This window comes from Amycolatopsis pithecellobii (assembly GCF_009707865.1).
Classification (GTDB): domain Bacteria; phylum Actinomycetota; class Actinomycetes; order Mycobacteriales; family Pseudonocardiaceae; genus Amycolatopsis_E; species Amycolatopsis_E pithecellobii.
In genome coordinates this window covers 51580-64024 of record NZ_WMBA01000001.1, presented here as the reverse complement: position 1 = coordinate 64024, position 12445 = coordinate 51580, and the positions used below count along the sequence as shown (strand labels likewise).

The window sequence follows — 12445 nt, the reverse complement described above, 5'->3', positions numbered from 1 at the left end:
CCTTTCTCGAAGCGTCAGAGAATCGCGTGCGCGTTGGCCGGGCTGCCGACCCCGCGCGGCAGCGGCAGCACGCCGGAGACGAGGAGGAACTCGTAGCTCCCCCGCTGCGCGCACGCCCGGACGAGCCGGTCCAGCAGCCACAGCTCGCCCAGCGGCATGCCCTGCAACGCGATCAGCCGCCGGTGCAGGAAGCCCTTGGCGCGGTTCACCGGGAAGACCTCGACGCCCACGTTGTCCACCGCGACCGCCGCGAATTCCCGGTCCCAGAGGTAGCCCGCCATTGCCTGCGCCGATTCCAGGCCGGGACAGGCGAAACCGGCGCCGATCGTTCCGCGCATCGCGGCCCGGTCCCGCGCTGGCAGCCGCCGGTACCACTCCGTCCATCCGGTGCGGACCACGAGGATGTCCCCGGATTCGAAGACGGTTCCCTGCGCGGCGGCGGCCTCTTCGAGCAGCGCGGCGGTGATCTCCACCGGCTCGTCCGGCGCGAGCGGCGTGCCTTGGGCCGCCAGATGCCCGGCGACATCGACCAGCACGCCTCGCCCGCCGAAACCGTGCTCGACCCACCGGTCGACACCCAGTGCGTCGCTGGTAGCCAGGTCGGTTTCGCTCCGGCCGCCCCAGTAGCCGTGCCGTCCGGCCTTGATGTGCCGCAGCCCGTCCCACTGCGAGGAACCCTGCAGGTAGAACCCGTCCAACCGGTCATCGTGCCCGGCCGCGGTGTCCTCCACTACGTGCCGGAACAGCTCGCGTTCGTCGAACAGACCGGGGTCGGGTTCGTTCAGCGGCAGGGTCAGCGGGATCATCTGCCCGGTGCGCACCGTCTTCGCGGCGGCGAGACGTTGCCGGGGACCGATCAGGTTGAGCGTCCCGACTTCGTCCGCGTGCCCCCAGACGTCCCAGGCGTGGCGCTCGTCCCGGTCCGGCAGGGTCGGCAGTTGCGCGAACGCCGGGGTACGCCGGGCAGTCATCCCGCCTCCAGCATCTCGCGCAGTTTCAGCTTGCTGACCTTCCCGGTGTGGGTCTGCGGCACCGCGGCCGAATCCATCACCACGACCCGGGCGGGCACCTTGTAGCTGGCGGCCCGGGACCGGACGTACTCCCGCAGCCGGCTCGCCAGTTCGGTGTCCTCCGCGGCGCTGCGCTCATCCGGCACCACCACGCAGGCCATTTCCTGGTCGCCGTCCGGTGTGGACAGCCCGAAGACGTAGGCCTGGTCGACCTCGGCGTGCTCGCCGAGGATGCCCTCGATCTCCACCGGCGAGATGTTGATGCCCTTGATCTTGAGCATTTCCTTCCAGCGGCCGCCGAAACTCAGCCGCCCGTCCCCATCCATCGACCCGAGATCGCCGGTGCGGAACCAGCCGTCGGGAGAATGCGTTCCGCCGCTGACGTCCGACCCGCTGAGGTAGCCGTCGATCACGCAGCCGCGCACCTCGATCTCGCCGCTGACCCCGGGCGGGCACACGGCCCCGGACTTGTCCACGATGCGGATTTCCTGGGTCGGCAGCCGCCTGCCTTGGGTGTGCAGCTTGACTTCCGGCAGGTCGCTCGCGTCGGTCATGGTCACGAAGCCGTAGGACTCGGTGAGCCCGTAAGCGCTGCACGCCTCGGTGACGCCGAGCCCTTCGATCGCCAGCCGTTTGTCTTCGGCGTTGAACCCGACCGGCCCGGTGCGCAGCGAGGAAATGTCCCGGCTGCCGAAACTCGGTGCGGCCAGCAGCGCCCGGACCGCTGTCGCGAGTCCATAAGAGACAGTGCACCTCTCGCGCTCGATGAAGGCCAGCGACGCGTCACCGTCGACCCTCTCCTCGACGCACAGCGTCAGGCCGTGGCTCAACGCCACCGGAAGCGCGTTGCAGGCCCCGTAGCCGAAGAACAACGGCATCGCGAACCACAACCGGTCGCCGGGCCCGACGTGCATCCGCTCGCCCATCTCGTACCCGTTGCGCAGCAGCTTGCCGTGTTCCAGTGGCACCGCCTTCGGCAACGCCGTGCTGCCGCTGGTGTAGAGGATCATCGCGAAGTCGTCCGGCCCCGCACCGTGTTCCGGAGCCTGAGCGGGTTCGAGACCGGAAGGGAACGGCTCGGCGGACGGCCAGAACAGCGCGCCCAGATATCCGTCAGCCCGCGCTCCCGCTTCGAAAACCTCGCCGTGCCCGGCCGCGGCGAGTTCGGCGAGCATGTCCTTGCCGAACACCTGCTTCTCGGTGACCACCAGGCGCAGGTCAGCAGTGCCGACCAGATGCGCCAGCTCCGCGGACCGGTACCAGGTGTTGACCGGCACCGCGACCAGCCCGGCCCGCTGGGCGCCGAGCATCGTCACCAGCCAGCGCAGCCCGTTCGGCAGCAGGACCCCCACCCGTTCCCCCGGCCGCAGCCCGGCCGCGCGAAACGCACCGGCCAGTTCCTCGGCGCGCCGGGCGAACTCGGCGAAGGTCAGCCGCCCCTCGGGCGCGACCACCGCCTCCTCGTCGGGGAACCGCTTCGCCAGCGCCGCCAGCGCGTCCGGGAAGGTATCCGGGACAACCACGTCGTTCCGCCTCTCGTTGTGATCCGTCATCGGGCGTCCGGGTGCACGACCACGTCCGCGCGCAGCAAAGTTCCGGTGTTCGGATCGGCGAACTCCACGAGTTCGACGCCCGGCCGCGGCTGGCACCACTGCCCGCGTTCGGCGAGCCGTTCGTGCGCCGGGCCGCGCCGCACCGCCAACCCGTCTTCCCGGGGCCACTCCCGCCTGCTCGCCCGGATCCGTTCGCGTTCCCGGCTCGTCGCCGCGAGATCGGGCGCGCCCGACGAATCGAGCACGACGCCGTAGGAGACCCGCGCCGCGCCGGGCGTCACCACGCCCGCGCGCACGTCCGCCGCGACCAGTTCCGGACCGCGTTCGAGCGGATCGCCGTACCCGCCACCGCCGCCGACCCGCAGCACCACCACGTCGCCGGCGCCAACCGAAAGCCCGAACTGCTTTCCCTGCAACGGCTTCGGAGCGGCGGCCAGTTCTTCGATGTCACGCGGGACTTCCCCCCGGCCGAACGCCTCGTCCGCCCGGGCCCCGGACACCAGCGCCGAACCGCTCGTGGAGCCGGGATAGCCGCCGAAGACCCCACACGGCGGCACCTGCCAGCAGGCCGCCATGACGTGTTCCTGGCCGCCCGGCGTGTACCACGGCGTGAAGGCGAGGTCGATGCCCGCGCCGCCCCGGGTGCGACCCGGCCCGCCGGAGTTCGGATTCAGCCTGCGCCACAGGTACAGCACCGGATAGGCGAGTTCGTTGATCTCGATGTCGGGAATGCTGTTCTGCGGCTGGGCGAGCACGCCGCTGACGTCCATACCGTCCGCGATCGCCTGCGCGCCCGCGCCGCTGCCGCCGCCGTTCATGTCCGGAAACGGCACCAGCCGCCCGGATTCGTCGGGAGCGTAGAAGAAACTGGCGCTCCACGAGTCCTGCCACGGAGCCGTCACGTGCTCGCGGACGAACGCGTTCTCGCTGCCCTCTTGGAGATCGGCCAGCAGCCTGGTGACCACCTTCCCGATCCGGAACCCGGTCTCGATATGGCCAGCGCCCATGGGTGCGGGCATCCGCGCGTCGCAGATCGTGCCCGGCTGGGTGACCACTTCGATCGGGCGCAGCGTTCCCTGGTTGATCGGCAGATCCGGCAGCAAGGTGATCAGCAGCGGGGACACGACCGCACCCAGCGTCGTCGCCGCGCTCACGTTGATGAAACCGTCGGTCTGCGGCGCGGAGTCGGTCAGATCGAACCGCAGCGCGTCCTCGCTGACCGTCAGCGTGCAGCGGATCGGGTACAGCTCGTCGGCGTGCCCATTGTGCTCGGCGAATTCCTCGGCGGTGAACGTGCCTTTCGGCAGATCCGCGATCCTGCGCCGGACCGCCTGCTCGGCGAGGTCCTTGGCGGCTTCGACATACCGACGGAACGTCTCGGCGCCGTACTGCCCGACGAGTGCCTGCAGCCGTTCGTCACAGCGGTGGCAGGCCGCGATGAAACACCGGATGTCGTTGAGCACCAGTTCCGGCACGCGGATGTTCGTCTCGATGATCCGCCACACGTCCTCGACCGGACGCCCCTGGTCGACGATCTTCACCCCGGGCAGCCGCAGTGCCTCGCCGTAGACCTCGGTCGCGGTCGGGTCCATCCCGCCGGGAGCGGCACCGCCGAAATCGTTGACGTGTGCCTCGGCCCAGCACCACGCAATCAGCTTTTCGCCGAAGAAAATCGGCCGCACGACGCCCACGTCGACGGCGTGCGCGTTGCCGGTGGTGAACGGGTCGTTGCAGAGGAACATGTCCCCCGGCCGGATTTCCGCCCGCGGATACGTGCCGAGGATGTGCCGGACCGCCTGGCGGGCCGCGCCCAGATACATCGTGATGTACCCGGCGTAGCTGATGATGTCGCCCTGGGCGTCGGCGATGAAGGTGGAGAAGTCCACCGCCTCGGCGATCGCGGGACTGCCGGAGGCGCGCATCATCACCACGCCCATTTCCGCGGCGACGTTGTCCAGTGCCTTGGCGAGAATTTCGACGTCCACCGGATCGAGCCCGGTCGCGCTGACGGCGGTCATGCGGTCTCCTCCGCGGTTGCCCGTTCGGTGTCGGTCAGCAGGTAGTTGCCCCAGCCGTCCACGTTCAGCTCCCAGCCCTCGGGCAGCGCAACAGTGGTCAGCGCATGCTCGATCAGCGCCGGGCCGGAAATCCTCGCCCCGGCGGTCAGCCGCCGCGCGTCGTGAACGTCCACTTCGGACTCTTCGGAGCCTGCCCGTCGGACCCTTCTGCGACCGGCAGGCTCGACCGCGCTCTTCCCCGCTTCGCGGCGGGCGGGCTCGACGAAATCGACCCGGCCGGTCGCGGTGACCCGGACCGACATCAACACCACCGGGCTGCCCACCCAAGCCGTGCCCTCGCCGTACTCTTCCTCGTAGCGCGCGGCGAAGCCGTCCTGGATCGCGACCAGATCCGCCTCGCCGAAATCCGCGCGCCGCGGGATCGGCACCTGAAGTTCCCACTGCTGGCCGAGAAACTTGAAGTCGCCCTCCCAGCGCACGTCGATCCGGTCGTCCGGATAGCTTGCGGCGTGCAACGCCTCGACCAGTTCCGCGTCAAGGTCCTGGAGCGCCGCGCGCACCGCCTCGGCGCCGCCGCCTTGCCACATCACCGAACGCGCGCGGGTGCGCACGTCGTCGCTGGATAGCAGCCCGCGGGCGGAGAACACCGCCGCCTCGGCCGGGATCACGATCTGCCGGATGCCGACCGAGCGCGCGATGTCCGCGGCGAACAGGCCGAGCGCGCCGCCGAAAGCCACCATCGCGAACCGGCGCGGGTCGTGTCCGCGCTCCACGGTTACGGCCCGGACAGCGTTGCCCATGTCCGCGACCACCATCCGGTGCACCGCAGCGGCGGCCTGAACCGCGTTCACCCCGAGCGGTTTCCCGATCTCGCGGGCGAGGGCTTCGCCGGCGCTGTCCGTGTCGAGTGCCCTGCGACCGTCCAGAAAGGACCCTGAATCCAGCAGTCCGAGCACCGCGGACGCGTCGGTCACCGTCGGCCGAGTCCCCCCTTTGCCGTAGCAGATCGGCCCCGGCTCCGCACCCGCGCTGTGCGGCCCGACTTGCGGGACGCCCCGCGAATCCAGCCACGCGATGCTGCCGCCGCCGGTGCCGATCGGCAGCACGTCGATCTTGGACAGCGCGGTCAGGAACCGTTCCCCCAGCATCACCCGCCGCGTCACGTTCGGGGTGGCGTCCCGCAGCACCGAGACGTCGAACGACGTTCCGCCCATGTCCGCAGTCACGATGTCTTTGAGGCCGAGCCGGCCGGCCAGCGCCCGCGCCCCGATCACCCCGCCCGCCGGGCCCGAGTCGATGAGCGTGATCGGCCGCTGCCGGGCTTCCGCCGCGCTCGACGTTCCGCCGAAGCCCTGCATGAACGCGACCGGTTCGCGCAGTCCGCGCGCCGCCAGCTCGCGCTCGATCCGCTCGGTGTACTCGGCGACCCGGATCCCGGTGAACGCGTTGAGAACCGTGGTCATCGTCCGCTCGTACTCCCGGATCACCGGGTGCAGCCTCGACGCGACGCTCAAGAACAGCTCCGGATGCTCGGCTTCGACGATCGAGGCGAGCAATTCCTCGTGCTCCGGGTTCGCGAAGCCCCACAACAGGGACACGGCGATCGAATCGACTCCCGCTGCCACCAGCGCTTCCACGGCCTCGCACGCCCGCTGCTCGGTCAGCGGGACGACCACCCGGCCCTTGCGGTCGATCCGCTCGGGCACCTCGATCACGTGCTCGCGGGCGACGATCTGCGGAAGGCTGAGCTGTTTGTGGTGGTCCCGGTGCGCGTTGCGGGCCGAGCGCGCGATCAGCAGGTTGTCGCCGAACCCCTGGGTGGTGATCAGGCCGACCCGCGCGCCGCGCAGTTCGGCGACCGCGTTCGTCACCACCGTGGTGCCGTTCACGAAACGCGTGGTCGCGGCGAGCAGCCCGGTCAGCGGCAATCCGACGCGACCGGCGAGATTCTCCAGTGCGGCAAGCAATCCCGCGGCGAGGTCGCCCGGGACGGTGTCAGATTTGTCCGCATAGGACTGTCCGTCCGAGGCGAGCGCGACGACGTCGGTGAACGTACCGCCGATGTCGCACCCGATCTGAAAGGTGATTTCGGAACGCAACGTCATTGTCCTTCCGTGGAACGGCACCCGGTCAGATTAGACTCGACATATAGTCGAGTCAAGCGACATACTGTCGTCTTACTAGCGGAGCCGGGCGAGGAACTCTGCGGAATCGGGACAGGAGAAGGGTTCTCGCACGGTGCGTACGATGGCATCGACCTCGGAACCCAGAACCGGTCCCGCATAGGAGCGGAACTTCTCGACCACCGCGTCGGCGGTCAGCTGCACCTGCTCGTGGCTGTCGGCCGAGACGACCCGGCCATCGGCGAGCCGAACCGTCACCCGTGCGTCCCGGCGCACCGGAAAAGCACGGTCTGCAGCCGGATCCACCACTACCGAGATCCGCGCCGCCAGGTTCGCGAGCTCGGGGTCGAGCACTCCGGTGTACCGATGCGCGCGGAGCCCGCCGTCGGTCAGTGCGGCCGCCACCGCGAATTGCAAGCTCATCTGGCGGGAAATCGGCGCCGTCAAAGCGATTGCGTTGTCGCAGCCGGGGTACCGCGCCGCCACGCCGGAGGTGTACACCGCGGCTTCGACGACGTCGTCTGGATCAATGTCTTGTGCGGCAAGGGAGATGGCCGCGTCGATCGGCTCCTGGGTCAACGCACACGACGGATGCGCCTTGAAGAAGGTCGCCGCGATCGCCATTCGATCCAGGCGAATCTCCGGCGGGCCGGCCCCCTCCCGAGCGCTGCCAAAGGCTTGGCGCAGACCGAAAATCCCGTCCACCGCCGAAGGTGCGCCCGTGGCGCCCTCCCGCGCCATCAGCGCAGCCGTGACACCGGCGCGCGCGGCGCCCGCGTTCTGGAAGAAGACCTCGGTGGTCCCGTCGTGCGCCCACTGGCACAAACCCGCCGAGGAACTGGCCGCAATGCCAAGTGCGTGCGCGGTAGCCGTTCGGTTGAGTTTCAGGAGGTGCGCAGCAGCGGCCGCTGCGCCGAACGGACCGAAGACACTGCTGGCCCGCCATCCGCGCGTGACGAACTCGTCGGTGAGCACGGCGGACGCAACCTGGGCGATGGCTTCGTAGCCAAGGACGATCGCCTGGAGCACCGCGGGAAGCGGCGCGCGGGCCTGTTCCCCGATCGCCAGCGCCGCCGGAATCACTACCGTCCCGGGATGCACGCGGCTTTCGGCATGCGTGTCCTCGTGCAGTAAGGCGTGAGAGGCAACGGAATTCGCGAATACCGCGTCCGTAAGCCCGCTCCGCATACCACCGGCCGCCCAGATCGTGGCGTCGTCGGCGCCGCCGGCAATGGCCCTGGCCTGCCTTGCCCACGGCAGCTCGCGGCCGCCGTAGGCACAGGCCAGCGCATCGATCAGGCAGGTACCGGCGTGCTCAATCACCTCGCCGGTCAGCTGCGCGACTACCGCTTCGAGTTGCTCGGCGAGGTCGGTGAGCACCACGGCTCAGACCCCTTCGGGTGACCGCTCACCTGACGCCACGGCGAGCTCCGAAGCCCGTACCCGCGTGGTCGCGCGCCGGACGAAGAATGCCGCGATCACGCTCAGCAGCGCGCCGAACATCAGGAACATCGCCGGTGCCCGGTTGTCGCCGGTGACTTGCACGAGGGTCTGGCTGACATACAGCGCCGGCCCGCCCAGGAACGTCGCCGCCAACGCGAACCCGACCGCGAACACCGTCGCACGCACCCGGGCGGGAAGAACCTCGACGTAGGCCGCGGGAGCCACCGCCGTGTACAGCGCAGGCAATACGCCGAGCAGCACTGTCATGGCGATGGCCGCGCCCAGGCTCTTCGCCGAGGACAGGCCGACGAACAGCGGGTAGGCCAGCACAAAGGTGCCCACGGACAACCCGAGCAGCATCGGCCACCGGCCCCAGCGATCCGACAGCGGCCCACCTACTGCGACGAGCACCACGGCCACGGCGATGCTGATCACCGTCGCGAGCGTGGCTTCCGACTGCGTGAAACCCAGGCGGATCAGGTAGCTCTGCGCGTAGGTGAAGGCGACGTAGTAGCCGATCTGCTGGAATGCGGCGACCGCGAAGATCAGCACGATGAGCCGCCAGTGTGTGGTGAACGACTCCTTGACCGGCGAAGCCGGGACCTGGGTGCGGTTCTCGAGTGCCCGGAATTCCGGGGATTCGTCGAGCTGCCTGCGGATGTAGAGCCCGACGAGGCCGAGCGGCAACGCGAGCAGGAACGGCACCCGCCAGCCCCAGCTCGCCATCGCCGCGGGCGTCAGGGTCGCACTCAGCAACAGCACCGCGCCCGCGGCGAGCAGCAGGCTCGCCACACTTCCGATCTGCACCCGACTGGTCATCGACCCGCGTTTGCGCGGCGGGGTGAACTCGGCGGCATACGTCATGGCGGTGCCGTACTCGCCGCCTGCCGCAAGCCCCTGCAGCAACCGGAACACCACCAGCAGAATCGGTGCCCACACGCCGATCGACGCCGCCGGCGGCAGCATGCCGATGGCCGCGGTGCTGCCCGCCATCAACGCGATGGTCGCCACGAGCGCGGGTTTGCGCCCGAGCCGGTCGGCGATCGAACCGAACAGCAGCGAACCCAAAGGCCGCACCACGAAAGCGACCCCGAATACCGCAAAGGCCGACAGCAGCGCGACACCCGGTTGCTGCGCGGGAAAGAAGAGTTTCGAAAGCACGACCGTCAGGAACCCGTAGACCGCGTAATCGTAGGTCTCGACGGTGTTGCCGATGGCAGACGCGAAAACCACGCGCCGCATGAGCGCCGGGGACGGAGCGGCAGGACTGGCGGACATAGTGGACACTCCCGAGTCATCGTTGAACCGGTGCCGGACGCCTTCCCTGACGACGCCTCTACAGCCGAAGAGGACGGTGAGCCGGACGGCACAGGGCTGCCGCGGGTCCCGCCGGACCTGCGCACTCACTGTCGGGGCAGGTCTCCTCGGAAGAATAAGGACGACACTATGTCGAGTCAAGCATCAACTTGTTGGTCTGGCAGGTTCAGTCGCTGTCCAGCCCGAGCGCGTCGACCCACAGCCCGGTCACTACGTCGAGCAGCTGGTCCCGTTCGATCACGAAGACCTTCTGCACGATCACGCGGAAACACACCTGGTCGAGCTGCACCATCAGTAGCTCGACCCGCAGCCGCCGTTCCTCCCGCAGCGCCTTGGGGAACTGGACGAGATACTCCTCCAGCCCGCCGGCCAGCTGGTCGATCTGATCCTTCCACCGGACCGCGACCTCGAGGTCGCTCGCCATCGCCTCGTGGATCGCGGGCAGCAGCGCCGCCTGGCTCTCCCACCAGGACAGCGCCCCGTCCAGCCAGGAGCGCACGCTCGCGCCCTTGCCCTCGGCGAGCGCCTGCCCGAGCAGTGACCAGTACCGTGCGCTCTGCTCCTCGCGAACCGAGCGGTAGACCTCGGTGAAAACCTCGGTCTTGTTGGTGAAATGCAAGTAGAACGTCGCCCGGTTGACCTTCGCCGCCTTGGCGATGTCCCCGATCGACGCCTGCCCGTAACCACGCTCCTCGAACACCTGCCGCGCCGCGGTGATGATCCGCCGGCGCGTCATCCGCCGCTGCTCCTCACGCACCGAAAGCAGCTCCGTCGATTCATTCGACACCTTGTCGCCCACAGGCCGATGGTAGCGCCCGACATCCGCCCCGCCCCGGCTACCTCAACCACACCGACGGCCGTGACGTCCGCACCATGATCGTCGACCCCGAACACGCACCGCTGGTCCGTCTCGGCTTCGAACTGTTCGTCGTCGGCAACCTCACCTCGACCAACTGCAAGAGCGGCTCTACCAACGCGGGCTGCGCAGCCGCACCGCCGACCGGCGCAGCGGGTATCGATCAGCAAGCTGTCGCGGAAGCTGCGTGACCGGAGAGTGGTGGCGGATGCGCCACCACTATCTCAATGGCACCTCTATTGCAGCCGCAACCGACAGCAACGCACCTGCCCAGCCCCTACGTCAATGTCGCCATCGCTGAGCACGCAGTCCAGCGTCACTACTCCACTGTCAGCCGGCAGCAGATCGTCGCGCCCCTTGCCGTGCTCGCCACGGGCGACCACGCCCCGCGCCCACGCGTCGAAACAGGTGGTACTCGATGCGCCGGCCTGCAGTTGTGCCAACTCGGTCAAGTTCGGATGAGGCTTCTGTCGTTCACGTCGTCACCGTGACCATGGGCGTCGTCGTTGGCCTGACCTTCCTGTTCGGCTTCGGCAACGCCTCAATCTTGGACTCCGGCTCGGCGTGCCCATCTCGGTTTCGCCGCTGGTGGCCCCCGCGGTTGATCTTGTAGGCTCCTGCTTCCTGCACGGCACGGCCGGGGCCCGGAGGTGGGTGTGCCGTTCTCCGCCCGACAAACTTCGGTCCATGCGCAAGGCAGGCGAACTGTCGACGTGCCGACATAAACTCGATGACCAGTCCCCCCAACGGGCGATCTCCAGCTCGGTGCTCGTCGAACTCCCGCTACCGGGCCCCGCGACGTCGCTACGCCAAGCGAAGCTGCTTCCGGAGCGTCTCGGCTGACAACACGGTTGTGGACTCTGGTCAGGCTGAACCGTAGTGCTCGAGAGTGATGCCGCCGGCAGCTTTTTGCGTCTTCGTACCGTAATCTTCGCCGTCTGACTCGGCGCGGTTGCGCAGGAACTCGTTGCGCTGCTCGAGTTCCTCCCAGGTGTTGGGCATTTCCCACTCCACGGGGTCAAGTGCCAGCTGCTGATTCTGCTTCACCCACGGACGCATACGCTGCTGATAGCGAGCGAAGGCGACGTGATGGTCACCGTCGGCCGCAAGGAGTTCCCCTGCGAGGATGTAAGCGCCGACCACGGCAAGGCTGGTGCCTTGCCCACTGATCAGCGTGGGCGCGTAGGCGGCGTCGCCGCACAGCGCGACTCGCCCCTTACCCCACTCCGACATGTGTATCTGGGTGACCTCATCGAAGTAGAAGTCGTCGGTTTCCCGCATGGCGTTGAGCAGATCCGGAATGTGCCAACTGGTTTCATGCCCCATTGCCCGCTCGATGAGATCCATCTGTGTGTTCCGGTCCGCTGGGTCGTAGTGCTGGCGTGCGGAGGAGAAGATGAAGTTGGCCCGGGTCTCCTTTCCCTGCCCGTACTGGAGCATGCTCGACAACGCCCCCGGTGTGGAGCACATCAACATCTGGCCATCGAGGTCGAGCATGTTCGGAATGGTGAAGATCGCCGTGTAGAAGCCGAGCCATTTCGTGAACTGTTCTTCCGCACCAAAAGCGAGAGACCGTACGTTCGAGTGCAGGCCGTCACAGCCGATCAGGAGATCGAAGCGACGTTCGGGCCCATGCAGGAAAGTGACATCCACTCCCGTGTCGCCATCCCGGATTGCGGTGATGGAGTTACCGAAAAGGTATTCCACACCCTCCGGGATCGCTTTCATCATGATGGTGCTCAGGTCGTCACGTGCGATCTCGACATCACCGCTTCCGGCACCGAAGTTGCCGTCGGTCTTCCAGATGACGTCGCCCCGGTGGTCGATGTTGGTGACTTCTTTCATGTGGATGCGTGCTTCGCGAAGTTCCTCGATGATTTCCATGCGCTCGGCGACGGTGACAGCCGCGCCGCGTAGATCGATCGCGTATCCTCCGCGACGCGGATGGTCGGCGGACTCGACAACGGTGGGGGCGAAGCCGTGGCGTTGCAGCCAATAGGCCAGAGCTTGCCCAGCCGGACCAGCGCCAGAAATGAGAATAGTACGAGCTTTTGTGGAAACACTGTCTTGCATTAGATATCCTTTCTCGGCGCAAAAAGTAGTGCGTGTTCCTGTGCCAATGTTT

The 12445-nt window shown here is 68.0% G+C and carries 10 protein-coding genes; 1 reads left to right on the top strand and 9 read right to left on the bottom strand.

Annotated features, from left to right (window positions below; all coding sequences use genetic code 11):
* Window positions 1-14: 14 nt before the first annotated feature.
* The 7 genes from GKO32_RS00300 to GKO32_RS00270 form a co-directional block, all read right to left on the bottom strand.
* Window positions 15-971, bottom strand: coding sequence for a cyclase family protein (locus tag GKO32_RS00300; protein ID WP_154754696.1), 957 nt, complete (start codon window positions 969-971; stop codon window positions 15-17).
* A complete protein-coding gene (locus GKO32_RS00295) occupies window positions 968-2563 on the bottom strand; it encodes a class I adenylate-forming enzyme family protein (protein ID WP_154754695.1) in 1596 nt (531 codons plus the stop codon). The genes GKO32_RS00300 and GKO32_RS00295 overlap by 4 nt, the downstream gene beginning before the upstream one ends.
* Window positions 2560-4581: a hydantoinase B/oxoprolinase family protein gene (locus GKO32_RS00290; RefSeq protein WP_154754694.1), complete on the bottom strand. Its 2022-nt coding sequence runs from the start codon at window positions 4579-4581 to the stop codon at window positions 2560-2562. The genes GKO32_RS00295 and GKO32_RS00290 overlap by 4 nt, the downstream gene beginning before the upstream one ends.
* Window positions 4578-6686: a hydantoinase/oxoprolinase family protein gene (locus GKO32_RS00285; RefSeq protein ID WP_154754693.1), complete on the bottom strand. Its 2109-nt coding sequence runs from the start codon at window positions 6684-6686 to the stop codon at window positions 4578-4580. Before GKO32_RS00285 ends, GKO32_RS00290 begins: the two co-directional genes overlap by 4 nt.
* 75 nt (window positions 6687-6761) lie before the next feature.
* Entirely contained in the window at window positions 6762-8087 is a 1326-nt protein-coding gene (locus GKO32_RS00280) for an MmgE/PrpD family protein (RefSeq protein ID WP_154754692.1), read from the bottom strand.
* Window positions 8088-8090: 3 nt separating this feature from the next.
* Window positions 8091-9554, bottom strand: coding sequence for an MFS transporter (locus GKO32_RS00275; RefSeq protein ID WP_208024219.1), 1464 nt, complete (start codon window positions 9552-9554; stop codon window positions 8091-8093).
* Between the two features lie 76 nt (window positions 9555-9630).
* A complete protein-coding gene (locus GKO32_RS00270; protein ID WP_154754691.1) occupies window positions 9631-10263 on the bottom strand; it encodes a TetR/AcrR family transcriptional regulator in 633 nt (210 codons plus the stop codon).
* Between the two features lie 74 nt (window positions 10264-10337).
* Here GKO32_RS00270 and GKO32_RS00265 point away from each other — a divergent pair, with 74 nt between their 5' ends.
* A complete protein-coding gene (locus tag GKO32_RS00265) occupies window positions 10338-10511 on the top strand; it encodes a hypothetical protein (protein WP_154754690.1) in 174 nt (57 codons plus the stop codon).
* Between the two features lie 45 nt (window positions 10512-10556).
* Here the strand turns inward: GKO32_RS00265 and GKO32_RS00260 are convergent, their stop codons facing one another.
* On the bottom strand, window positions 10557-10763 hold the full coding sequence (locus GKO32_RS00260; protein WP_166459291.1) for a hypothetical protein: 207 nt from the start codon (window positions 10761-10763) through the stop codon (window positions 10557-10559).
* A gap of 421 nt (window positions 10764-11184) precedes the next feature.
* On the bottom strand, window positions 11185-12393 hold the full coding sequence (locus tag GKO32_RS00255) for an FAD-dependent monooxygenase (protein WP_154754688.1): 1209 nt from the start codon (window positions 12391-12393) through the stop codon (window positions 11185-11187).
* Window positions 12394-12445: the final 52 nt, after the last annotated feature.